Annotated in this window: 18 protein-coding genes and 2 pseudogenes; 5 read left to right on the forward strand and 15 right to left on the reverse strand. The window is 62.7% G+C overall.

Annotated features, from left to right (window positions below):
* Positions 1 to 123: 123 nt before the first annotated feature.
* From J2Z17_RS09210 to apbC, 4 genes are all read right to left on the reverse strand, one after another.
* The gene (locus J2Z17_RS09210; protein ID WP_209944105.1) at positions 124 to 2,034 is read right to left on the reverse strand and encodes a potassium transporter Kup; all 1,911 of its coding nucleotides are present in this window, start codon (positions 2,032 to 2,034) and stop codon (positions 124 to 126) included.
* A gap of 14 nt (positions 2,035 to 2,048) precedes the next feature.
* Positions 2,049 to 3,026: a magnesium transporter CorA family protein gene (locus J2Z17_RS09215; RefSeq protein ID WP_209944107.1), complete on the reverse strand. Its 978-nt coding sequence runs from the start codon at positions 3,024 to 3,026 to the stop codon at positions 2,049 to 2,051.
* A gap of 24 nt (positions 3,027 to 3,050) precedes the next feature.
* On the reverse strand, positions 3,051 to 4,043 hold the full coding sequence (locus tag J2Z17_RS09220) for a TerC family protein (RefSeq protein WP_209944109.1): 993 nt from the start codon (positions 4,041 to 4,043) through the stop codon (positions 3,051 to 3,053).
* A gap of 214 nt (positions 4,044 to 4,257) precedes the next feature.
* Complete coding sequence (gene apbC / locus J2Z17_RS09225; RefSeq protein ID WP_209944111.1) at positions 4,258 to 5,427, reverse strand: iron-sulfur cluster carrier protein ApbC; 1,170 nt, start codon at positions 5,425 to 5,427, stop codon at positions 4,258 to 4,260.
* A 145-nt stretch (positions 5,428 to 5,572) separates the two neighbouring features.
* Between apbC and J2Z17_RS09230 the strand changes: the two genes are divergently transcribed.
* Positions 5,573 to 6,622: a phosphatase PAP2 family protein gene (locus J2Z17_RS09230; protein ID WP_209944114.1), complete on the forward strand. Its 1,050-nt coding sequence runs from the start codon at positions 5,573 to 5,575 to the stop codon at positions 6,620 to 6,622.
* Here J2Z17_RS09230 and cysG read toward each other — a convergent pair.
* From cysG to J2Z17_RS09240, 3 genes and pseudogenes are all read right to left on the reverse strand, one after another.
* Positions 6,619 to 7,872: pseudogene (gene cysG / locus J2Z17_RS09235) on the reverse strand (siroheme synthase CysG); the annotation flags it as partial. The gene J2Z17_RS09230 and the pseudogene cysG overlap by 4 nt on opposite strands.
* 549 nt (positions 7,873 to 8,421) lie before the next feature.
* Positions 8,422 to 8,625 (reverse strand): annotated as a pseudogene (locus tag J2Z17_RS25600) (NAD(P)-dependent oxidoreductase); the annotation flags it as partial.
* Positions 8,597 to 11,251, reverse strand: a complete 2,655-nt coding sequence (locus J2Z17_RS09240) for a nitrate reductase (RefSeq protein WP_209944116.1) — start codon at positions 11,249 to 11,251, stop codon at positions 8,597 to 8,599. The pseudogene J2Z17_RS25600 and the gene J2Z17_RS09240, both read right to left, overlap by 29 nt.
* A gap of 98 nt (positions 11,252 to 11,349) precedes the next feature.
* Between J2Z17_RS09240 and J2Z17_RS09245 the strand changes: the two genes are divergently transcribed.
* Together J2Z17_RS09245 and J2Z17_RS09250 are read left to right on the forward strand one after the other, a co-directional pair.
* A complete protein-coding gene (locus J2Z17_RS09245) occupies positions 11,350 to 11,544 on the forward strand; it encodes a type II toxin-antitoxin system HicA family toxin (protein WP_209944118.1) in 195 nt (64 codons plus the stop codon).
* 2 nt (positions 11,545 to 11,546) lie between these two features.
* Positions 11,547 to 11,945 (forward strand): type II toxin-antitoxin system HicB family antitoxin, encoded by a 399-nt coding sequence (locus J2Z17_RS09250; protein WP_209944120.1) that lies wholly within the window; start codon positions 11,547 to 11,549, stop codon positions 11,943 to 11,945.
* A gap of 23 nt (positions 11,946 to 11,968) precedes the next feature.
* Here the strand turns inward: J2Z17_RS09250 and nirD are convergent, their stop codons facing one another.
* The 8 genes from nirD to J2Z17_RS09290 form a co-directional block, all read right to left on the reverse strand.
* On the reverse strand, positions 11,969 to 12,301 hold the full coding sequence (nirD, locus tag J2Z17_RS09255) for a nitrite reductase small subunit NirD (RefSeq protein ID WP_209944122.1): 333 nt from the start codon (positions 12,299 to 12,301) through the stop codon (positions 11,969 to 11,971).
* A 145-nt stretch (positions 12,302 to 12,446) separates the two neighbouring features.
* A complete protein-coding gene (nirB, locus tag J2Z17_RS09260; RefSeq protein ID WP_209944124.1) occupies positions 12,447 to 14,894 on the reverse strand; it encodes a nitrite reductase large subunit NirB in 2,448 nt (815 codons plus the stop codon).
* A gap of 9 nt (positions 14,895 to 14,903) precedes the next feature.
* A complete protein-coding gene (locus J2Z17_RS09265; RefSeq protein ID WP_209944126.1) occupies positions 14,904 to 16,664 on the reverse strand; it encodes an ABC transporter ATP-binding protein in 1,761 nt (586 codons plus the stop codon).
* A 10-nt stretch (positions 16,665 to 16,674) separates the two neighbouring features.
* Complete coding sequence (locus J2Z17_RS09270) at positions 16,675 to 17,760, reverse strand: ABC transporter permease (RefSeq protein ID WP_209944128.1); 1,086 nt, start codon at positions 17,758 to 17,760, stop codon at positions 16,675 to 16,677.
* A 113-nt stretch (positions 17,761 to 17,873) separates the two neighbouring features.
* Complete coding sequence (locus J2Z17_RS09275) at positions 17,874 to 19,253, reverse strand: CmpA/NrtA family ABC transporter substrate-binding protein (RefSeq protein WP_209944130.1); 1,380 nt, start codon at positions 19,251 to 19,253, stop codon at positions 17,874 to 17,876.
* Between the two features lie 345 nt (positions 19,254 to 19,598).
* The gene (locus J2Z17_RS09280; RefSeq protein ID WP_209944132.1) at positions 19,599 to 20,837 is read right to left on the reverse strand and encodes a CmpA/NrtA family ABC transporter substrate-binding protein; all 1,239 of its coding nucleotides are present in this window, start codon (positions 20,835 to 20,837) and stop codon (positions 19,599 to 19,601) included.
* Positions 20,838 to 20,840: 3 nt separating this feature from the next.
* Positions 20,841 to 21,431: an ANTAR domain-containing response regulator gene (locus tag J2Z17_RS09285; protein ID WP_209944134.1), complete on the reverse strand. Its 591-nt coding sequence runs from the start codon at positions 21,429 to 21,431 to the stop codon at positions 20,841 to 20,843.
* Positions 21,432 to 21,502: 71 nt separating this feature from the next.
* Complete coding sequence (locus J2Z17_RS09290) at positions 21,503 to 22,243, reverse strand: helix-turn-helix transcriptional regulator (protein ID WP_209944136.1); 741 nt, start codon at positions 22,241 to 22,243, stop codon at positions 21,503 to 21,505.
* Between the two features lie 372 nt (positions 22,244 to 22,615).
* Between J2Z17_RS09290 and J2Z17_RS09295 the strand changes: the two genes are divergently transcribed.
* Together J2Z17_RS09295 and J2Z17_RS09300 are read left to right on the forward strand one after the other, a co-directional pair.
* Complete coding sequence (locus tag J2Z17_RS09295; protein WP_209944138.1) at positions 22,616 to 23,494, forward strand: SMP-30/gluconolactonase/LRE family protein; 879 nt, start codon at positions 22,616 to 22,618, stop codon at positions 23,492 to 23,494.
* Positions 23,495 to 23,684: 190 nt separating this feature from the next.
* Complete coding sequence (locus J2Z17_RS09300) at positions 23,685 to 24,296, forward strand: PRC-barrel domain-containing protein (protein WP_209944140.1); 612 nt, start codon at positions 23,685 to 23,687, stop codon at positions 24,294 to 24,296.
* Positions 24,297 to 24,317 lie beyond the last annotated feature (21 nt).

Below are 24,317 nucleotides of genomic sequence, written 5' to 3' on the forward strand. Positions count from 1 at the left end.
GAACTCCCTACAAGACATCGGTTAGTTGCCCGAAAATGCCTTATTAACCTTAGCGATCAGTTAACGCTAATGGGTGCGGAAGACCCTGCTGTGCCAGCGTGGGGCGAAGGTCGCCCCCGCCGCTCAGATGATGACCTGCGACCCCAGTTCGACGACGCGATTGGCCGGCAGGTGGAAATAGTCGCTCGGGTCGGCGGCAGCATTGGCCAGCACGATGAACAGGTGGTCCTGCCAGATCGGCATGCCGGACTTGGCATCCGGCACCAGCTTGCGTCGGCCGAGATAGAAGGAGGTCGACATGATGTCGAATTTCAAACCGCCGCGCCGCAGGCTCGCCAGCGCCTTCGACACGTTCTGGCTTTCCATGAAGCCGAAGCGGATCTCCACCCGACTGAAGTGATCCGACACCTTCTCGACCTTGAAGCGCTCTTCGATCGAGGCGCGCGGATGGCCGACGGTGCGGATCGTCAGGATGATATTGCGCTCGTGCAGCACGTGATTGTGCTTGAGATTGTGTAGCAGCGCCGCCGGCGCCGTTTCCGGATCGCTGGTCAGGAAGATCGCGGTCCCCTGCACCATCACGGGGGAATGCTCGCCCTTGCGCTCGATTGCGTCGATGAACGAGCCCAGCGGCACATCGGCATGCCGGGTCTTGGACGACAGGAGGTCTGTGCCGGTCCGCCAGGTCCACATAATCAGGGTGAAGGCGATGGCAAAGAGCACAGGGATATAGCCGCCGTCGAAGATCTTCAGCATGTTGGCGCCAAGGAAGATCAGCTCGACCACCAGCAGCGGCGCCAGCACGACCGTGGCGGCCGGCACGGACCAGTGCCAGCGCTCCCGCAGGAACTGGAAGGCCATGATCGTGGTGACCACCATGGCGCCGGTCACCGAGATGCCGTAGGCCGTCGCCAGCGCTTCGGAGCTGCCGAAGGAGAACACCAGCGCAAGCACGCCGATCAGCAGCACCGTGTTGACCGCCGGCAGATAGATCTGGCCGGTGTGGGTCTCGGAGGTGAAGAGGATCTGCAGGCGCGGCAGGAGGCCGAGATGGATTGCCTGGCGCACCAGCGAAAAGGCGCCGGTAATCACCGCCTGGCTGGCGATGATCGTCGCAGCCGTCGCCAGGATGACGATCGGCAGGCGCGACCAGTCCGGGAACATCAGGAAGAAGGGATCGGTAGCCGCTTCCGGATGCTTCAGCACCAGCGCGCCCTGGCCCAGATAGTTCAGCACAAGCGCCGGAAAGACCAGCGCGAACCAGGCAAGCTGGATCGGCTTGCGGCCGAAATGGCCGAGATCGGCATAAAGCGCTTCGGCACCGGTGACCGTCAGGAAGACGGCGCCGAGCACGACGACGCCGATGAAGCGCTCCGATACCAGGAAGGCCACGGCGTGATAGGGATTGAAGGCGGCGAAGATCGACAGGTCGTCGCTGATATGGATGATGCCGCCAAGCGCCATGATCACGAACCAGAGTGCGGTGATCGGTCCGAAGAAGCGGGCGACCGCCTCGGTGCCGCGCGACTGGATGGCAAAGAGCCCGACCAGAATGCCGGCCGAGATCGGCAGGATATAGGTGTAGAGCTGCGGCGCGACGAGCTTCAGACCCTCGACGGCCGACAGCACCGACAGGGCCGGCGTGATCATCGAATCGCCGAGAAAGAGCGCCGCACCGATCAGGCCGAGCACCACCAGAAAGCCTGTCTTGCTGGTCTTGTGCGGTCCCTTGCGGGCGAGAAGGGCCAGCAGCGACAGGGTGCCGCCTTCGCCTTCATTGTCGGCCCGCAGCAGGAAGAGAACGTATTTCAGCGTCACGATGATCGTCAGCGACCAGATCATCAGCGAGATGACCCCGACCACCTCGAAATGGGTGACGCCGTCGACGCTGATCGGTTTCAGCGCCTCGCGGAAGGCATAGAGCGGGCTCGTGCCGATATCGCCGTAGACGACGCCGACCGATCCGAGCGCCAGGGGCAACAGGCCCTTGGGCGGCGGGGCGGCTTCGGAGGTGGCGGAATGTTCTTGGACCATGCGGTGTCAGGCCTCTAGAGCCAGCCCTTCCAGCGGAAAAACAGAAATGGAACGACGGCCGAGACGATCATTGCCGCGATGGCGTAGAGATAGCCGAAGCTCCAGGACAATTCAGGCATGAAATGGAAGTTCATCCCATAAATGGAGGCCACCAGAGTGGGTGGCAGGAAGACGACCGAGGCGATCGAGAAGATCTTGATAATGGCATTCTGCTCGACATTGATGAGGCCGAGCGTGGCGTCTAGCATAAAGGTGATGTTGTTCGCAATGAAGGCTGCATGCTCAGCCAAGGATTGGACATCCCGTGCTACGATTTTCAGCAGGGAATTGGCTTCGCTGTCCTTGCGCAGCTCGGGAAGCGAGCGGACGAAGCTAACAAGCCGCGACAGCGACACGAGGCTGTCGCGCGCCTTGCTGACCAGCCGGTGGTGACTGGCGATGTCGAGCAGCTTGTCCTCGAGAAAGCCCGGCGGGCGACGGGATGCCGCCTTGCGGTCAACGAAGACATGAACCGAGAGATCGTCGACCTTGGCAACGCCGAATTCCAGGATCTCCGCCGTGCGATCGACAACGGTCTCCAGCAGGCGGGCCAGAAGCTCGCGGCCCTCGCGACACTTGCTGTGCTGACGCTTCAGCGAGGCGGCGAACAGATCGAAGGAGCGCGGCTCGGCGTAGCGGATCGTCACCAGCCGGTTGCCGATCAGGATGAAGGCGATGTCGGCCAGTTGCGGCGTGGCACTCTCGGCCTTCCACAACAGCGACGCCGTCATGAAGGCGGCACCGTCCTCGACATAGAGGCGGCTGGAGGGCTCGATGTCCTTCAACTCCTCCCTGGTCGGCAGGTCGATGCCGAGCAGCCGCTCCGCAAGCGCCTCCTCTTCCTTCGACGGATGGACGAGGTCGAGCCAGATAAGGCCGGAGCTCAGGGCTTCCGGCGGCTCCGAAACCTTCAGTTCGCCGCCCCCGTTCTCCAGGCAATAGGTCTTGATCATGGGGCGTTCTCCTCGACGTCTCGTTCAGTGCTTGCGTGTCAGGACCAGCGAGCCGATGACGCCGCTGGCCAGAATGACCACCGTGATCGCCAGCGACCACAGGGGCGGCAGATCGCCCATGCCGAGCATTTCACCGATCAGGATCTTGCCGCCGATGAAGATCAGCACTGCCGAGAGCGCGTATTTCAGCAGCGAGAACCGTTCCAGCATGGCCGACAGGGCAAAATAGAGCGCGCGCAATCCAAGTATGGCGGAAATGTTCGAGGTAAAGACGATGTAGGGATCCGTCGTGATCGAGAAGATCGCCGGCACGCTGTCGACGGCGAAGACCACATCGGCAAATTCCACCATGACAAGCGCGACGAACAGCGGGGTGGCGAAGAATTTGCGCCGGCCGGGCCGGTCGACGCTTTCCCTGCCGAGCGCCTCGAGCTCGGTCTCGCAGACGAAGAACTTGTCGCCGTGCAGATCGCGGGTGAGCGGCAGGTTGCGGTGGAGGAACTTGTAGAGCCGGTTTTCGGAAACGTCGAACTGCTCGTCGCCGTTAAACAGCATGCGAATGCCGGTGAAGATCAGGAAGGCGGCGAAGAGGTACAGCACCCAGTGGAACTGGGAGACGATCGCCGAACCGGCCGCGACCATGGCGCCACGCAGGATGATGACGCCGATGATGCCGAACACCAGCGCCCGGTGCTGATGGCGCCGGGGAATGCTGAAATAGCCGAAGATCAGGGCAATGACGAAGATGTTGTCGAGCGACAGGCTTTTCTCGATCACATAGCCGGTGAGATAGAGGACGGCGGCATCGCTGTCGATCCGCCACCAGACGAAGCCGGCAAAGGCAACCCCCATGGCGATGTAGAACGCCGAGAGCTTGAGGCTCGCGGAGACCGAGATCTCCTTGTCGCGCCTGCTGAGCACGCCGAGATCGAAAACGAGGAGCACCGTCACGAAGACGAGATAGGCGAGCCACATCCACAACGGCTGGCCGAGGAAGTCGAACTGCAAGATTGGCATTTGGGACACACTGTGCGCCGGCGGTGTTTACACCATCAACTCCGACATCACGGGAAAGCCGAATTCTCCCGCCAGAGGGGCCCGCAGTTGCGCGTCTTCTGAACGCTCACTGGCATATCGCGCACTTCCCGCCACATTTCAAGATCGATGCCGGGCGACCGTCGCCTGCAGACCGGATTTTCACCCGGATGCGGGAGTTGCCTGAGCCCGTCCGCTATTCGAAGACGATCGAAGGGGCAGCCCTGCTGCCGCCGGCGCTGGCCTGTTCCCAGACATTGATGGCGATCTGGCGATAGGTTTCGGCCTGGGGTCCATCCGGCTCGGAGACGGTAACCGGGGTGCCGGCATCGGAATGCTCGCGGATCGACATGGTCAGCGGTACTTCGCCAAGGAAGGGCACGCCGATCGCATCGGCCTCGGCCCGCGCGCCGCCATGACCGAAGATGTCATAGCGATTGCCGGTGTCGGGCGCGATGAAATAGCTCATGTTCTCGACGATGCCGAGAACGGGGACTTCGACCTTGTTGAACATGGCGATCCCCTTGCGGGCATCGATCAGTGCCAGATCCTGCGGCGTCGAGACGATCACGGCGCCGGTCAGCGGCACCTGCTGGGCCATGGTCAGCTGGGCGTCGCCGGTGCCGGGCGGCATGTCGACGACCAGCACGTCGAGCTCGCCCCAGGCAACCTCGCGCATCATCTGCATCAGCGCCGACTGGACCATCGGCCCGCGCCAGATCATCGCCGTGCCCTCGTCGACCAGGAAGCCGATCGACATGGCCTTCAGCCCATGATTTTCCATCGGCACGATCATGCGGCCGTCGATCTGCTTCGGCCGGCCGGAAATGCCGAGCAGCCGTGGCATCGACGGACCGTAGACATCGGCATCGAGAATGCCGACCTTCAGGCCGTTCGCCACCAGACCGAGCGCCAGGTTGACGGCAGTGGTCGACTTGCCCACCCCGCCCTTGCCCGAGGCGACGGCGATGATGGTCTTGATGCCGGGAATGCCGGCCTTGGCCGGGCGCTGCGCACCGCCTGCCGGGGCGCCATGGCCATGTCCGGCGCCGTGCGAATGGCCGTGGCCGGCTGCTTGACGGGTCGGCTCGGGACGGGGGCTGGGAGCACCGGCCTTCTTCTCCGCCGTCAATGTCACCAGCGCACCCTTCAGACCCGCAATCGCGGTCACGGCGCGTTCGGCAGCCATCCGCAACGGCTCCAGTTCACGCGCCCGCTCGGCCGGCACGCTGATCGAGAAATAGGCCTTCGCATCAGAAATGAAGATGTCCGACACCATGCCGAGATCGACGATATTGCCCTCAAGATCCGGCCCCTTGATGGTCTTCAGGGTCTCGAGAATTGTCTCCTTCGTCACGTCACTCATATTTAAATCCTGTGATGCGATGTGTCGTCCGGGCAAAGCCTACGCGTGTGCTTACCAAATCCGAACCTTTTGGGTGATAGTTCTGACATAGGCTCTTCAATATCAAAACGGAAGAGCCGAGTTGGCGAGGATGAGGGAGTAAGCGATGACGGATGTGACAGCCACCCCGCCGGAGGCACGCCGAACCGGCAGTCATTCCTTTACCAAGCGCTTTTTGCGATGGCTTTCGCCACTGTCCGACCTCGCCGCGCCCTTGCCGATATGCGCGATGGCTTATGTCTCAGTTGCATTTCTTGCCTATCACGAGACCTTCACCGGCCTACTTGCAATCTACATCAGCAAGTTCGCGATTGCGCTACCGCTGTGTATCCTGATCATTCTGGCGGTTTTGGCCGTCACGGCCCTGACACCATCGCCGATCAAGTTCATGATCGGGATTGGTCGTGAACGCGCACCTCGGCTGACAGCGACGGTCGTGCTCACCATTCTGGTCATCACCGCGTTCACCACATTGAAATCCAATATACCCAATCTTGTGCCATTCTATGCCGACCCCTGGATCGCGCGGGCCGGCCTTTGGCTGCACGGAAACCAGCCATGGAAGATCGCACATCGCCTGCCGGATATAACCGGCCTGCTGATCGACATCGTCTATTCACGGGTGTGGTTCGGACTGGTGCTGGGTACACTGATGGTCGCCGCGGTAATCGAGCCGTCGAAACGATTTCGTCGCCTCTGTAGCGCCTTCCTTGCCACCCTGATTATCAACGGCACCATTCTTGCGATCGCCTTGTCGTCGGTCGGTCCAATTTTCTATCATGACTTCTATTCAGGACAGGAGTTCAACGGCCTCAACGCGGCGATTGCCAGCAACCCGTATATCAACGATGTCCCGCTATATGCCGACTACCTGCTGGAAAGCTACCGAAGCGGCATGGCGCTTCTGGGCTCCGGCATATCGGCAATGCCGAGTGTTCATGTCTCGCTGGCAGTATTGACGGCTTGGTATCTGACAAGTTTCGGTCCCGTTCGAGGCACAATCGGCTGGCTCCTGGCGGCCCTCATTCTGCTCGGCTCGGTCTATACCGGCTGGCACTACGCGCTGGACGGATATCTGGCGATCCTGTCCACCAGCCTGATTTGGCTGGCCGTCAGCAAATTCTATCGGCTTCCGCTCGGCCGGGCTACTCCTTAGATCGCGACCGAAAACGCGTCACCCGACAGGTGGACCACCCCCTGAGACGACGCCTTCAAAAACGCATTTCCGACGCCGATCAGGATCGGTTCGTCGACGCCGATTGCGGCAACGGCGTCGCTCAGGTCCAAAAGCGGTCCGCTCCAGCGGCGTTCGTTGTCGCGGGAGACGGAGGTCATGATCGCGACGGGTGTGGTCGTCGGCATGCCGGCGGCGATCAGGGCTGCCTGGATTTTCGGCGCGGTGCGGCCGCCCATGTAGAAGACGGTGGTGACGGCCGGATCGGACAGCCCGTTCCAGTCGATAGTATCAGGCAGGTCGCCATGCCGCGAATGGCCGGTGACGAAGCGCACCGACTGCGCATGGTCGCGGTGGGTGAGCGAGATGCCGAGCCGCGCGGCCATGGCCGAGGCCGAGGTGATGCCGGGCACGACATCGACCGGAATACCTTCCGCCTCGAGACGCGCGATCTCCTCGCCGGCGCGTCCGAAGATCATCGGATCGCCGGATTTCAGCCGCACGACACGCTTGCCGGCTTTGGCAAAACCTACCATTATCGCGTTGATGTCTTCCTGGCGGCAGCTCGTGCGACCGCCGCGCTTGCCGACCAGCATGCGCTTGGCCTCGCGCCGCGCCAGTTCCAGCACCTCGGCCGAGACGAGATCGTCGAACAGGATGACGTCTGCCGCCTGCAGCGCACGCACGGCCTTCAGCGTCAGCAGTTCCGCGTCCCCGGGGCCCGCCCCGACCAGTGTGACGCGACCGGTCCGCGCAGCAGCCGAGATCCGGCCGGCATCGGCCAGCAGCCGCTCCGCCGCGTCTTCCCCGGGTTCCCGGTTTCCGGCAAACGTATGATCGACAAAGCGCTCCCAGAAATTGCGGCGCTCGCTGCCGGGCGCCAGCAGGGCGTTCACCCGGTCGCGCAGCGCATGGGCAAGTTCGGCCCAGCCTTTCAGTGCCGGCGGCAGCAGCGTCTCGATCCGGCGGCGGATGGCCTGGCCGAGGATCGGTGCCGCGCCATCGGTCGAGATCGACACGACCACCGGCGAGCGATTGACGATCGAACCGAACTGGAACTGGCAGAAAGCCGGCTTGTCGATGACATTGACCGGCACGCCGGCTTCGACCGCGGCGTCGTGAAACGCCAGCGCTTCCAGGTCGGTCTCGCAGTCTGCCAGCGCCAGGGATGCGCCGGCGAAGCTTGCGGGAGACCAGGGCGCGTCGTGGTGATGGAGGGTGCCGCGTCTGGCCGTGGTGGATTCATGCCGCTGTCCTTGCGTGAGGACACCCTCCGCTGCCCTGCCGGGCATCTCTCCCTCAGGCAGGGAGATCGGCTGGCGGCCGGCCGATCGGTCGACGGCCGGCGCAGCAAGGTTGGGCTGAACCTTCGTTGACTGCGCCTTAGCGGCAGATCGGCCGAGATCGTGTGCCCTCTCCGGTGGATCATTGATTGCGAGCAAACGTGATGCAGTCGCCCCTATGGCTTTGCTTTCCAGCCTGCCCCGGAGCCCTGCAGACGCCACCTCATCCTCAACGCCGACGATAGCACGAGCGGCAGCGGCGGGGTCGATCTCCCCCCTGGAGGGGGAGATGTCCGGCAGGACAGAGGGGGGTAAGCTGCCGCCAGCATCGCCTTTGCCCTCGATCTCCATGCCGAGAGAAGCAAGAGGTTCTATGTGCCTTGGTTCACCTTCAACAACTTCGACCCGCGGAGAGGCCCGCACGGCGAGAGGTGAATCCGCGCCATGCCGCTCAGTGATCAGCGTGCGGAATGTCTCGCCGAGTTCTGCCGCAGGGCACCAGACATGGACATCGGCACCGCAGGCCATCAGCAGTTCGGCCTTCCAGGCGGCGCCCTCGGTTCCGCCGGCAAGCAGAACGGGCTTTCCTTCCAGCGACCAGAACACCGGCAGCTTGGCGAGCGGGGCCATGCGCTCCAGCGCCCGACGGTCGGATCTGCCGGGGCGCGTGGCTTCATTCGGCTGCGAGTGGATGGCAGGCATGGATGATCCCCCTGATTTCGGCGCGGCAGGAGCCGCAATTGGTGCCGGCCGAGAGCTTTTGCCCGACGGCCTCGACGGTGTGGCAGCCGGCAGAGACGGCGGCCGTAATCTGGTTGATGCCGACGGAAAAGCACGAGCAGACGGTGGCCCCCGGATCGGGCCGCCCTGCCCCCGGCCGTCCGGCAGTGACGCTGTAGCGGGTGCGGGCGTCGGCATGCTCCTGCAACAACTGCGTCACCGCCCAGCTGCGCGAGACGGCAACCGGTTGCCGGGCGATGAACAGCGCCAGCAGCAGGCGTGACCCGGCGAAGAAGGCGAGACGCAGATCCCCGGTCATGGCATCGGCATAGCCGATGCTCTCGGCTCCGACCGGCAGGTCGAACCGGGTCCGGCACCAGTCCTCCCAGTCGCCCGGCCGCGTGTCGAAGGCGAGTTCCAGGCGCCAGCCGCCGGTGGCCCGCGCAATCGCCCAATAGGATATGTCGAGAGCCTTCGGGCCTTGCGCCGAGACGATGAAGCCATACGCATCCGCCGGATGACGGCTGGCGCGCACGGCCACATGCTTGGACGCCGGCTGGCCGGAATGCGGGTCGGTGACCGGCGCCACCAGCGCATCGATGCGGCCGGCATTGGAGAACTCGCCCGTCCAGTGCATCGGTGCAAACAGCGATCCGCGCTGCTGGCGGTTTGTCACCAGCGCGCGCAGCACCGCTCTACCCCAGGGGCTTTCCAGCGCCACGAGATCGGCGTCGCGGATCTCCAGCTTGGCGGCATCGTCCGGATGGATCTCGACAAAGGGTTCGGCCATATGCGCCGACAGCCGGGCGCTCTTGCCGGTGCGCGTCATCGTGTGCCACTGGTCGCGAATGCGTCCGGTGTTGAGGATCAGCGGATAATCGCTGCTGGTGCGTGCGGGCACGGGGGCACTGACCGGCACCAGCCGTGCCTTTCCGTCGGCATGATAAAAGCCGCCATTGGCAAAGAAACGGCTTTCCGTCTGCGGCGTGCCTTCGCGCTGCGGCCACTGAAATGGGCCGAGCGCGTCATAGGTCGCCGCGTCTATCGTGGCATGGGCGCCGATGTCGAAATCGCGGGTGCCGTCGTTCTCGAAGGCGGAGAGCGCCGCATGTTCGGCGAAGATCTCAGCCGGCGCGGTGAAGTCGAAGCCGTCGAAGCCCATCCGCCGACCGATCTGGGCCAGCTGCCACCAGTCGGGGCGTGCCGCGCCCGGTGTCGCGATGAAGGGGCGCTGGCGCGAAATGCGCCGTTCGGAATTGGTCACCGTGCCGCTCTTTTCGCCCCAGCCGGTGGCCGGCAGCAGCACGTCCGCCAGTCTTGCCGTGTCGGTATCGGCCTGGATGTCGGAGACGACGACGAAGGGACAGGCCTCGATCGCCGCCCGCACCCTGTCGGCATCGGGCATCGACACCACCGGATTGGTGGACATGATCCACAGCGCCTTGATCCGGCCATCGGCGACGGCATCGAACATGTCGACCGCCTTCAGCCCGGGCTTGCTGGCCACGGTCGCAGATCCCCAGAAGCGCTGGACCCGGTCACGGTCTTCGGCGCTTTCCAGCGCCATATGCGCCGCCAGCATGTTGGCCAGACCACCGACCTCGCGTCCGCCCATGGCGTTCGGCTGGCCGGTCAGTGAAAACGGACCCATGCCGGGACGACCGATGCGGCCCGTTGCCAGATGGCAGTTGAGGATGGCATTGACCTTGTCGGTGCCGATCGACGACTGGTTGACGCCCTGGCTGTAGCAGGTGACGACCTTCTGGGTGGCGGCGAAGAGATCATAGAAGGCAGCAATCTCGGGGCGGCGCAGGCCGGTCGCGTTCGCAACGCCATCGGGAGACAGGCCACGGGCCGCCTCCAGGGCCTGCGGGAACCCGCTCGTGTGGTTTGCCACATATTCGCAGTGAACCGCGCCGACATCGGCGAGATGCGCCAGCAATCCATTGAACAGTGCCAGATCGCCATCGGGACGCAGCGCCAGATGCAGGTCGGCGATATCGCAGGTCGCGGTCCGGCGCGGATCGATGACGACGACCTTCATCTCGGGCCGCCTTTCCTTTGCCGCGACGATCCGCTGGTAGATCACCGGATGGCACCAGGCGAGATTGGAACCGGTCAGGATCACCAGATCCGCCAGCTCGAGATCCTCGTAGGTGCCGGGCACGGTGTCGGCACCGAAGGCGCGGCGATGACCGGCCACCGACGACGACATGCAGAGCCTGGAATTGGTATCGATATTGGCCGAGCCGATGAAGCCCTTCATCAGCTTGTTGGCGACGTAGTAGTCTTCGGTCAGCAACTGGCCGGAAACATAGAAGGCGACAGCGTCTGGACCATGGGTGGCGATGGTCTCGGAAAATCTCGCGGCAACGAGATCGAGCGCCTCGTCCCAATCCGTGGACCGATCGCCGATCTGCGGATGAAGCGCCCTGCCCTCCAGGCCCAGCGTCTCGGCGAGCGCCGACCCTTTGGAGCAGAGGCGTCCGAAATTGGCCGGATGGTCGAGATCGCCCTTGACGCTGACGGCACCGTCCTCCGCCACCGTCGCAATCACCCCGCAGCCGACGCCGCAATAGGGACAGGTGGTCCTGGTTTCAGTGGGCATGGAAGAGCCTCCCCCATGTTCGCGCGCTGCGACGTTGTTGAATGGCCAAACAGAAATGTGTATATAAATGCGCACCGATACTGCGGAGCGACGGGTACATGGAATGCGATAGCCGCATGATCATCCAGCGCCTGAAAGCGGATGGCTTCGAACTGATTGCGGTTCGCGGCTCGCACCACAAGTTTCGCAAGAACGGGAAAACGGTGATCGTTCCCCACCCGAAGAAGGATTTACCGATCGGCACCGCCCGCGCAATCGCGGCCCAGGCTGGTTGGCTACCCAAGGAAGAATGACCATGCGCCACTATATCGCCCTGGTACACAAGGATGCCGAGAGTGCCTTCGGCGTGAGTTTTCCGGATCTGCCCGGCGTATTTTCGGCCGCAGATGAGGAAGGCGACCTGATCGGAAATGCGATCGAGGCCCTGCGCCTGTGGGCCGAAGACGCGCCGTTGCCGGCCCCGAACCCGATCGAGGCGATCGTCGAGCGGCAGGATATCCGTCACGCGCTGGCTGGTGGCGCATTTCTCGTTCGGGTTCCGCTGATCGAGGACGATGTCCGCGTCGTGCGGGCAAACGTCACCTTCGAAGCTGGCACGCTGAAAGCGATCGACGAGGCTGCAGCGAAGCGCGGCCTCACCCGCTCCGCCTTCCTTGCCAGTTGTGCCCGCAAGGAAATAGAAGCGGTTGGCTGATCGTCGCTTCGCCCCCATAGACCCTACTCCGCCGCCACAAGCGCGGCCTCACCCAGCGCGATGGACAATTCGCCATCGACATTGCGCACCGGAATGGTCTTCACCTGCCCCTCGTCGGCGCCGAGCGCCTTGCCGGTTTCGAGCGAGATGACGAAATTGTGCAGCGGGCAGGTCACCGAGGCATCGTGGACGATGCCCTGCGACAGTGGTCCACCCTTGTGCGGGCAGTGATCCTCGATCGCGAAGACCTGGTCTTCGGCCGTGCGGAACACGGCGATCTTGCCGTCCGGCGTCTTGACGCAACGTGCGCCCCGGCGGGGAATCTCGTTGATGTGGCCGATGGAAATCCAGTTCATGGGTTCGTTCCTTAAAAATGAAGACCCCTCCCCGCCACCTCGCCACAAGGGGGAGGGACTTGCCGGCCGAGACCTGTCGCCACACTGGCGGCTCGGGTCTCTCCCCGCGACGCGGCGCCGGCAGGCCAGAGGGGGGCCGGTTTCCTTACTCAGCTGCCTGCGAATAGCCGATCGTCGCCATCGGCTTGAACTCGTGCTTGTCCTTGCCCGAGACGCGCTCGGACCAGGGGTCGACCTGGGCGAATTTCTGGGAAAAGACGAAGCGGTCGTAGAAGACCTTTCGCTTGACCTCGTCTTCCATGATCTGGCGGCGGATCTCGGCATAGCCGATGCGTTTCGCCCATTTGTAGATACGCTCGAGATAGCGGGCGTTCTCGCGGTACATCTGGGTCAGCGCCACGATATGCTCGAGCGCCTCTTCCTCCGTGCGGACAAGGCCGAGTACCTCGGTACCCTTGATGTCGAGACCGGCGGCACCGGCAAAATGGATCTCGTATCCACTGTCGACGCAGATCACGCCGATATCCTTGCAGGTCGCCTCGGCGCAGTTGCGCGGGCAGCCGGATACCGCAAGCTTGACCTTGGCCGGCGTCCAGGATCCCCACATGAATTTTTCCAGCTTGATGCCGAGGCCGGTCGAATCCTGCGTGCCGAAACGGCACCAGTCGGAGCCGACGCAGGTCTTCACCGTGCGAAGCCCCTTGGCATAGGCCTGGCCCGAAACGAAGCCGGCCTTGCCGAGATCGGCCCAGACGGCGGGCAGGTCCTCCTTCTGAATGCCCAGCATGTCGATGCGCTGGCCGCCGGTGACCTTGACCATGGGGATCTCGAACTTGTCGACCACGTCGGCAATCGCCCGAAGCTCGGCGGAAGAGGTAACCCCGCCCCACATGCGCGGCACCACCGAATAGGTGCCGTCCTTCTGGATGTTGGCATGGACACGCTCGTTGATGAAGCGCGACTGGTAGTCGTCGGCATATTCATCCGGCCAGTCGCAGACAAGGTAGTAGTTGAGCGCCGGACGGCACTTGGCGCAGCCGCAGGAGGTCTTCCACTCCAGCTCCTGCATGACGGCTGGAATGGATTTCAGGCTCTTTGCCTTGATCAGGTGGCGCACGTCGTCATGGCCGAGATGGGTACAGCCGCACATCGGGGTGACGGCCGCCGGGTTATAGGCATCGCCGAGCGTCACCACCATCAGCTGCTCGACGAGCCCGGTGCAGGAGCCGCAGGAGGCGGACGCCTTGGTATGAGCCCGCACGTCGTCGAGCGAGGTCAGTCCCTTGCCCGTGATCGCGCCGACGATCTTGGATTTGCATACGCCGTTACAGCCACAGATTTCCGCATCATCCGGCAAGGCTGCAACGGCCGCCGTAGGGTCCAGCGGGGAGCCTCCCTGATAGGCCTGGCCGAAGATCAGGGTGTCGCGCATCTCCGAGATATCGGTGCCGCGCTTCAGCATGTCGAAGAACCACGAGCCGTCGGCGGTCTCGCCGTAGAGCACCGCGCCGATGATCCGGTTGTCCTTCAGGATCAGGCGCTTGTAGATGCCGGCATTGGCATCGCGCAGCACGATCTCCTCGCGGTCCGGCCCCTCGCCGAAATCGCCGGCGGAAAACAGGTTGATGCCGGTGACCTTGAGCTTGGTGTTGACCACCGAGCCCTTGTATTCCTCGCTGCCGCCCACCAGACGATCGGCGAGCACCCGGGCGCTTTCGTAAAGCGGGGCGACCAGGCCGTAGCAAATGCCGCGATGCTCGGCGCATTCGCCGAGCGCAAAGATCGAGGCATCGGAGGTCTGCATCCCGTCGTCGACGACGATGCCGCGGTTGACCGCAAGACCGGCTTCCCTGGCGAGCTGCGCGGAGGGGCGGATGCCGACCGCCATGACCACCAGATGGGCCGGAATGATCCGGCCGTCTTCCAGCTCGACCCCCTCGACCTTCTCGGTCCCGAGGATCTGCCTTGTGTTGGCCTTGGTGATGATGTCGATGCCGCGCTCGGTCAGCGCCTTTTCCAGCAGATAGGCCGCCGGCGGGTCGAGCTGGCGTTCCATGATGGTGTCGCTCAGATGGATCACGGTGACATCCATGCCCTGGCGCTTCAGGCCGTAGGCGGCCTCGAGTCCCAGGATGCCGCCGCCGATCACCACGGCCGGGCCGCCGGTACGACAGGCCGTCAGCATGGTCTCGACATCGTCGAGATCGCGATACGCCAGCACGCCGGGCAGCGTGTGGCCGGGAACCGGGATGATGAAGGGATTGGAGCCGGTGGCAATCACCAGCTTGTCATAGGCGACAGTAACGCCGGCCGCGGATGTGACCGTCTTGTTCGCCCGGTCGATTCCGGTGACGCGCGCGCCCTTGTGCAGGGTCACGCCATGGGTCTCGTACCAGTCGTCGCCATGGATGACGATGTCCTCATAGGCCTTTTCGCCCGACAGCACCGGAGACAGCATGATGCGGTCGTAATTGACCCTTGGCTCGGCGTTGAAGATCGTCACGTCGTAAAGGCCGGGCGCCTTTTCGAACAGTTCCTCGAGCATGCGGCCCGGCGCCATGCCGTTGCCGATGATGACCAGTTTTTCCGTCATGGCTCTCTCCTATTCCGCGGCTTCAGTACGGGCGGCGCGCTGGCGCTTCATGCGGGCGGCGCATTTTTCTTCGATGGATGCGAGTTGCTCGGCGCTCGGGTTGGCGCCGCCTTCATAGGCCTCGAGAAATTCCAGCAATTCCTCGCGATAGGCATAGTAGTCGGGATGGGCGAGCAGGCCCTTGCGGCTGCGCGGACGCGGCAGGTCGACCTCCATGATGTTGCCGATGCGGGCGTTCGGGCCGTTCGACATCATCACCACCCGGTCGGCGAGCAGAATGGCTTCATCGACGTCGTGGGTGACGCAGATCGCGGTCACCTGGGTGCGCTTCCACACATCCATCAGGACTTCCTGCAGTTCCCAGCGGGTCAGGCTGTCGAGCATGCCGAAGGGTTCATCCAGCAGCAGCAGCTTCGGCGACAGCGCAAAGGCGCGGGCAATGCCGACGCGCTGTTTCATGCCGTTCGACAGGTCGGCCGCCATGCGATGCATGCTGTCGCCGAGACCGACCTTGGACAGGTAATATTCGACGACGTCGCGGCGTTCGCCAGGCGTGGCGTCGGGATAGACCTTGTCGACGCCTAGCGCGACGTTTTCGCGCGCCGTCAGCCAGGGCATCAGCGACGGCGCCTGGAACACCACGGCCCGGTCCGGACCCGCGCCGGCCACTTCGCGGCCGTCGAGGATGATGCCGCCACCGGAGATCGGATTGAGACCGGCGACCATGGAGAGCACGGTCGACTTGCCGCAGCCGGAATGGCCGATGATCGAAATGAACTCGCCCTGGCGCATTTTCAGGTCGAAGCCATCCACCACGGTCAGCGGCCCCTTCGGCGTCGGATAGACCTTCTTTACCTCGAAGAACTCGACATAGCCCTTGTCGATGGCCGAGCGGGACCTGGCGGCATAGGCGGCGGGAAGCTTTTCCGCCTGCGGCTTCTGCGTGATCGGCGTGACATTCGGCAGCGCGATCTCGGTTTCCAGATCTTGGCTGCGGGCCTTGCCCAGATCCATCAGATACTCGGTCACCTGCGCGCGGATGCGCACGAACTCCTCGTCGGAATTCATGTCGGCCCGGTCACGCGGCCGGGCAAGCTTGACGTCGAAGCTTCTGCCGAGGGTCGCCTTGGGGCCCGGTGTCAAGGGGATGATCCGGTCGGCCAGGAGAATGGCCTCGTCGACGTCATTGGTGACGAGAACGATGGTCTTCTTTTCCTGCTCGCAGATCGCCGCGAACTCGTCCTGCAGCTTGCCGCGCGTCAGCGCGTCGAGCGCCGACAGCGGCTCGTCGAGCAGCAGGACCTCCGGCTGGGTTGCCAGCGCGCGGGCGACCGACACCCGCTGGCGCATGCCACCGGACAATTCGGCCGGCTTGCGGTCCGCGGCGTGGGCGAGGCCGACCATCGCGATATAGCGCTCGCCCAGCTCCGCCCGTTCAGTCCGGGTCTTGCCCATGTGGACGGCATCGACGGCCAGCGCCACATTGGCGCGAACCGAGAGCCACGGCATCAGCGAATAGTTCTGGAAGACGACGCCGCGGGCACTGTCGGGGCCGGTGATCTCGCTTCCCTTGAAGGTGACGCTTCCTGCGTCCGGCTGTGTCAGCCCCGTCAGCAGCGAGATCAGCGTCGACTTGCCCGAGCCGGAAAAGCCGACAATGGCAATGAACTCGCCCTCGGCGACCTCCAGGTTGACATCGGTCAGCACGTCATTGCGGGCTTTGCCGTCGCCAAAACCCTTCGAAACGTCCTTGAGCTGGAGAATAGCCATCATCCCCTCCTCAGCGGTTGGTCGAGAAGGTGAAGGCCGACTGCAGCGCATACATGATGCGGTCGAGCACAAAACCGATGATGCCGATGGTGATGACAGCGACCATGATGCGGGCAAGCGAGGTGGACGATCCGTTCTGGAACTCGTCCCAGACGAACTTGCCGAGCCCCGGGTTCTGCGCCAGCATTTCAGCCGCGATCAGCACCATCCAGCCCACGCCCAGCGACAGTCGCAGGCCGGTGAAGATCAGCGGCAGGGCCGAGGGCAGGACCAGCTTGCGGATCGTCGTACCGGTCGACAGCTGCAGAACCTTGCCGACATTGACCAGATCCTTGTCGATCGAGGCGACGCCGACGGCGGTATTGATCAGCGTCGGCCAGAGCGAACAGAGTGTGACGGTGATGGCCGAGATGACCATCGACTTCGGCAGCCAGTCCATCGGATCGACATAGAGGGCCGAGACGATCATGGTGACGATCGGCAACCAGGCGAGCGGCGAGACCGGCTTGAAGATCTGGATCAGCGGGTTGATGGCGCCATTGAAGGTTTTCGACAGGCCGGAGGCAATGCCGACCGGCACCGCGATCAGCGTGCCGATGATGAAACCGAGCCCCACCGTCAGAAGCGAGGTGCCGATCTGGTCGAGATAGGTCGGACGGCCGGTATAGGCGCGCTCCTTGACCCGGTCCGGATGCCCTTCAGCCACCAGCTTGGCATTGCGCTCGTCCTGGCGGACATAGAAGGCCCTAGCCTTGGCCCGCTCGTCGAGATAGTCCTGCCAGAGGGCGCCGGCCTGCTGCGACACCTCGACCGGACCCGGGATGGCACCGAGCGAGGTCTGAACCTTCGGGGCCAGCACGCCCCAGGCGAGGATGAAGACGACAATGCCGATCAGCGGAATGATCAGCACCCGCTTCAGTTCGGACAACTGCTCCGACAGGCTGTCGCCGGCGGCGATCCTGAGGATCGGCGTCAACCAGGCAAGGCCCAGGGCATCGAGCCAGCGCGAGGCGCGGTTGATGCGCTGGAACATGCGTTCGCGGCGTGCGGCTTTCTCGGCGGCGACTGCGCTGAAGGTTTCGGTCGCATCGGTCATGATCTGATCCTTGATCCCTGGCGAATGAGGCGAGTGGAGGCGAGTGAATGTGAAAAATGCGGCTTGGCGGCAGGGAGAAGGCGTTGTGCAACACCCTCCCCCGGCAATTGCCATCAACCGCCGACGATCTGCGAGCCGTTGATCTTCTCGGTACCCTTCAGGCCGATCGACAGGCTGTCGATGTAGGCATTTGGCGTCTTGCCGTCATAGGAAATGCCGTCGATGAAATCGGCAGTCGCCGGCTTGTAGCCGTCGGTGTCGAAGGGGAAATCTTCCTTGCTGGCATTGCCTTCGTCGATCAGCATCTGGGCTGCCTTCATGTAGATGTCCGGCTTGTAGACCGACTTGGCGGTCGCGTCGTACCAGGCATCGTCGTGGCTTTCCGGGATCTGGCCCCAGCGGCGCATCTGGGTCAGGTACCAGACGGCATCGGAATAGAAGGGATAGGTCGCGTTGTAGCGGAAGAAGACGTTGAAATCGGGCACGTCGCGCTTGTCACCCTTTTCGTATTCGAAGGTGCCGGTCATCGAATTGGCGATCACTTCTGCGTCCGCCCCGACATATTCGGACTTGGACAGGATCTTCACCGCTTCGGCGCGATTGGCATTGTTGTTCTCGTCCAGCCACTCGGCGGCGCGGATCAGCGCCTTGGTCAGCGCCAGCGTCGTGTTCGGATATTTCTCGGTGAACTCCTCGGTCAGGCCGAAGACCTTTTCCGGATTGTTCTTCCAGATCTCGTAGTCTGTGATGACGGGAACGCCGATGCCCTTGAACACGGCCGCCTGGTTCCACGGCTCGCCGACGCAATAGCCTTCGATGGTTCCGGCCTCGAGCGTGGCCGGCATCTGCGGCGGCGGGGTGACGGAGAGCAGCGCGTCGGCCTTGATCTGGCCGGAGACGTCGCTTGGCGAATAATAGCCCGGATTGATGCCACCGGAGGCGAGCCAGTAGCGCAGCTCGTAATTATGGGTGGAGACCGGAAAGACCATGCCCATGTTGAACGGCTTGCCACTGGCCTTGTAGCTGTCGATCACCGGCTTCAGCGCGTCGGCCTTGATCGGATGCTGCGGCTTGCCGTCGGCACCGACGGGCACGTTCTTCTTCATCGCCTCCCAGACCGAATTGGAAACGGTGATGCCATTGCCGTTGAGATCCATCGAGAACGGCGTGACGATGTGGGCCTTGGTGCCGAAGCCGATGGTGGCGGCCAGCGGCTGGCCGGCCAGCATGTGGGCGCCGTCGAGTTCGCCGGTGATCACCCGGTCGAGCAGCACCTTCCAGTTGGCCTGCGGCTCCAGCGTGACATAGAGGCCCTCGTCCTCGAAGAAGCCCTTTTCCTTGGCAATGGCGAGCGGCGCCATGTCGGTGAGCTTGATGAAGCCGAATTTCAGCTCGTCCTTCTCGACATCGAGCATCTCGGCATGGGCGGCGAGCGCGCTCGAACCGAGCAGCACGGCCATCAACATCGAACGGCGTAAGAAAGTGGCGGTCATCGTCAGTTCCCTGTTTTCCCGAACGGCCGGTTCACCGGCCGAATTGCGATTGAAAATGGGACGCTCAAAAACAAAAAAAGCCGCCAAACCCTGAGACCCAATTGCACATACGGCACTTGGTACGGGTTTGGCGGCTTCGCCTTGAGCGTCCTTCATTGGACGCATTTATGGTCAGTCCCCTCTGGACTTGTGCATTAGCATGCAGGAATCATGCCAGTTTGCAAGATAAAAAATTAATGCATGATTTTCAGATGGTTGACCGAATGTCGCAGAGCTTCAGGGCAAAAACAGCGTCGAAAGTGCTGCTCAAAATTTGGGCCGCACCTTGACCTGCATGCAAACATATCACGCAGTTGCGAAACCGGGCATCTGGCTGGCGATGTATTCCTCGAGCCTGTCGGGATCGAAAATCTTGCCGTCGAAGAAGCCATCGGGGCCGAGCGTCAGGCGACCGGCGGTCGTGCCGACATCCTGCTCGACGGTCAAGGCACCCTCGACCTTCAGGTTGGCGGCCGGCATGGCGGCGAAGATCGGCTTCAGCGCCTGGCGGAATATATCCGGCCGGTAGGAATTTCGGGCTATCTCGGCGTTCTCGGCGCTGTGCCGGCAGTCACCCCAGCGCACCATCTGGCTGTAGAACCACAGCGCATGGCTCTGCCACGGAAAGGTCGCGGCGCGACGGCTGAGCACGAGAAAATCCTCGACCGGGACGGTGACGCCCGGCGCCGGATTGATCCGGCCGGTAAGCTCCGGCAGCAGCAGGCGACCCTCGACCCCGAGATGCTGGGGCGCGGCCATGATGCCGGCCAGTTCCTCGATGTTCTCAGGATTGCCGCACCATTGCGCGGCGCGGTAGCAGGCACGCAGAAGCGCGTCGAGCAGATCGCGGTTGTCGTCGGCCCAAGGCTTGGACACACCCAGCACTTTTTCCGGACTGTTGCGCCAGATGCGCGCCTTGACGGCGACGATCCGGCCGATGTCGCGGTCGACGGAAATGGTGTTCCACGGCTCGCCGACACAGTAGCCGTCGATACGGCCGAGTTCCAGCGCATCCGGCATCAGCGACGGCGGCACGGCAACGATCTCGACATCGCTGTCGGGCGAGATGCCGCAGGCCGACAGCCAGTAGCGCAGTTCGTAATTGTGCCCGGAATGAAAATGCACGACTGCAAAGCGCAGGGCCGGCCTGCCCTCGGCACGGCGCGCCGCGATGGTGGCCTTGAGTGCCCGCCCCGCTCCATGCGGCTCCAGGTCATCGACATGACCATTGGCGAGCATGCCGGCATGCAGATCCTTCGACACGGTGATCGCATTGCCGCCAAGGTTCAGCGCCATCGGGCAGATCATCGGGGCAGCCATCGGATGCAGGCCGAGATTGGCGGCAATTGGCATCGGACCGAGCATATGCGCCGCCTGGAAGTGGCCGACCGCGATGCGGTCGCGGATGCTCGCCCAGGACGTCTCGCGCATCAGATGCAGATCGAGATTCTCGTCGCTTGCAAACCCCTTTTCGGCCGCTGCAATCAGAATGCAGCTGTCGAAGAGCGGCATGAAGCCTACAGTCATCTCGCGCGCATTCGCCATCCTTCAGTCCCCTAGCAATCCCGCAGCCATGATAAGGCTCTGGGCAATTTCCGCCATTTTCCTGTTCTGCTTCATCGCCGTCGAACGCAACAGCTTGTAGGCCTCGTCTTCGGAAATACCCTTGGTCCGCATCAAGATGCCCTTGGCCCGATCGACCAGCTTGCGGTTTTCGAGTTCCGTGCGCGCCTCTTCCAGTTCCCGGGCCATGCGGGAGAAGGCGTTGAAGCGGCTGATTGCCATATCGAGGATCGGCTTGACGCGCTCCTGCCGCAGGCCGTCCACCACATAGGCCGAGACGCCCGCCTCGACGGCGGCCGAGATCATGCCGTCGTCGGAACGGTCGACGAACATGGCAATGGGCCGCTTGGCCGAGCGGGAGAGCTGGAACATGCTTTCCAGCATGTCACGGTTGGGATTTTCGAGCGAGATGACGATGACATCGGGTGCCAGCCGCTCGATCTCGCGCGCCACCCCCAACACTTCCCGCGTGATGGTGATCTGGCGATGGCCGGCCGCCAGCAGCCCCGCCTCGATGACCGAGGCCCGGATCGCGTTTTCATCGATGACCAGGATTGTCAGATCGGGATTGTGCATGGCAGCATTCATGAGCGAAAAGCGACCGCCGGACAATCCTCTGCAGGCGATAATCCCGCCCCGGTGTCGATTTACTTGATGAGCCCGATGCGCAAGGCCTTGGCCACCGCCTGGGTGCGGTTGACGGTATCGAGCTTGCGGGTGGCGCGGTTGAGATAGTGATTGATGGTGTGCTCGGAGAGGCCGAGGATCTCGGCAATCTCGACACTGGTCTTGCCGGCCGCCGTCCAGTTCAGGCAATCGATCTCGCGTTCCGTCAGCATTTCGGTGGCACGATTGTCGAGTTCGCGGATCTCCGCCAGCCGGTTGTAGACATGGGCTGAAAGATATGACAGCGCCATCATTTCCGGCAGGGAGAACGGCTCACGATCGCCGGAGAATACGACGATGCCGCGATTGTTGCTGGCGTCGTGCACCGGGAACATCGCCCCCCGCGGCATGCTGAACCGCGCAAACAGATCGCGTCGCACCAGTTGTGCGCCGGCCATTTCGCCATTCTCCGAGACATTGAAATCATATTGCAGCGGGATGGTCGAGCTGCGCAGGATGTGAAGCGAAGAACTTTCCGCCAGCATGTGATGCTGGTCGTAATTGTTCAGAAGATCTGCCGGCCAGTTGGAGATGATCGAATTGCTGGCCAGATCCGGTGACGTCGATGCCGGCATATGACCGACAATAAACGCCCGCATGCCGGACAGCTCGGTCAAGCGCTTCATGAACCTGAAGACATCGAACTGCGTCTTGAACTGATGCAACTCGTCTATGAGCGCCCCGACTGCACTCACTAAAGAAAGACTATCAACCGTGGACATATATGGCTCTTTAATGCGCGCTAGGCAGTATTCACTTACCGCAACAGGTTACTATGGCCACAGAAAGACCCATACCGAAGATGAGTTTCAATGAACGGATCGTGCTCGGAATATCTGGAACGCAGAAAGGTTTGAAATAATAAGCATTCTTAACAATAAGATCCAGCCTTCGAAATATTAGACCACCCTGTTTTGATAGAGAATGGCCGCGGGCATCGCAAGGCATGAACAATCGCGAATCTCATCCTTTTCTTTCGCCGACCATAGCCGTACAAACAGCGCGCAGTCCAGTGTCCCGTGTAAAATTGTGACACACAACGATGCCGTTTGCGCGGCATGGACGGCACACCGCAATGTGGAGGAGTGGCGAAAATGGTCGAAACTGTAGAATTCACCGGCACGATCCTGTGTGCGCAGCAGCTGACGCTGGGCGAAGGGCCGACCTATGATCCGACAACGGACACTGCCTGGTGGTTCAACATCAAGGGCCGCGAACTGCACCAGCTCCAGCTCTCCAGCGGCGAAAAGCAGGTTCACGCCCTCCCCTTCATGGCCAGCGTGCTTGCCCGGATCGACGGCCACCGCCAGCTGATGGCAACGGAGGACGGGCTTTTCCTGCGCGAGACCGACACCGGCGTGCTGACCTTTCTGACGGCGCTCGAGCCGGAAAAGCCCGGCAACCGGTCCAATGACGGACGGGTTCATCGCTCCGGCGCATTGTGGATCGGGACAATGGGCAAATCGGCGGAAGAGAAGGCCGGCGCCATCTACCATGTTGCCGGCGGCAAGGTGACGACGCTGTTTCCGCAGATCTCCATCCCGAATGCGATCTGCTTTTCGCCCGACGGGGCAACCGCTTATTATACCGACTCCAAGATCGGCCACCTGATGACGGTGAAGATAGACCCGCATACCGGCCTGCCGCTTGCCACACCGCAAGTGCTGATCGAGAACGACGGCGCACTAGGCGACTTCGACGGTGCCGTCTGCGATGCCGATGGCGACATCATCAATGCGCGCTGGGGTGCCGGCGCGGTCGACCGCTACGATTCGTCCGGGCAGCATGTCGCACGCTATCTCGTGCCTGCCCGGCAACCCAGCTGCCCGGCCTTTATCGGACCCGCGCTCGACCGCCTTCTGGTGACGACGGCGCGCGACGGGCTCGGCGATGCCGCCACGCCTGCAGACGGGCAGACCTTTGAACTGGGCATCACCGTGAGGGGCCGCGCGGAACCCGATTACAGGCTTTAAGCACCTGAATTTGCGAGATTTCCTGGCGCGCCTTGACCTGCCCCCAGGGAGCGCCTGACGGCAATTTTATGCAAAACATCGGTATTTCTTTCGGAACCGACGCAGGCTCTGTGCATTTTCCTCTCGAACCGACGCGGTCGCCATAAACGGCCTCGTCATAAGACCAAGAGAGAGAGGAAAGGATACCCCTATGAGGAAGACTCTGAAGCTTATCGCCGCCGCCACCCTGCTCGGCTCCACCGCCATGGCACCGCTTGCAATGGCTCAGGATGCGACCACCAAGGCTCCTGCCGCCGACACGTCCGCTCCGGCCGTTCAGACCCCGGATGCCGGTGCGACCGACGGCTCGATGTCGAAGGACAGCATGTCGACCGACGCCAACAGCGCCGTAAAGCCGATGGCCAAGAACGACGCTGCCACCAGCGGCACCTATCTGACCGAACAGTCGGAAACGCAGGTCAGCGCCAACGAATTCATCGGTTCGTCCGTTTATAACGGCAAGGATGAAAGCATCGGCGATATCAACGACCTGATCATCACCAAGGACGGCCAGGTTGCTGCCGCAGTGATCGGCGTTGGCGGTTTCCTCGGCATGGGTGAAAAGAACGTCGCCCTTCCGCTCGACAAGATCACCATTTCCCACGAAGATGGCGGTGACGATGTCAAGCTGACCACGACGGAAACAGCCGATGCGCTGAAGTCTGCTCCGGAATTTAAGACTCTGGACCAGCAGCAGGCTCAGAAGGACACGACTGCCCAGCAGCCTGACGCGACGACCACTTCGTCGACGACCGGCAACTGATCAGCTGGCGGGATTACATCC

This window comes from Heterorhizobium halophytocola (assembly GCF_017873095.1).
Lineage (GTDB): Bacteria > Pseudomonadota > Alphaproteobacteria > Rhizobiales > Rhizobiaceae > Allorhizobium > Allorhizobium halophytocola.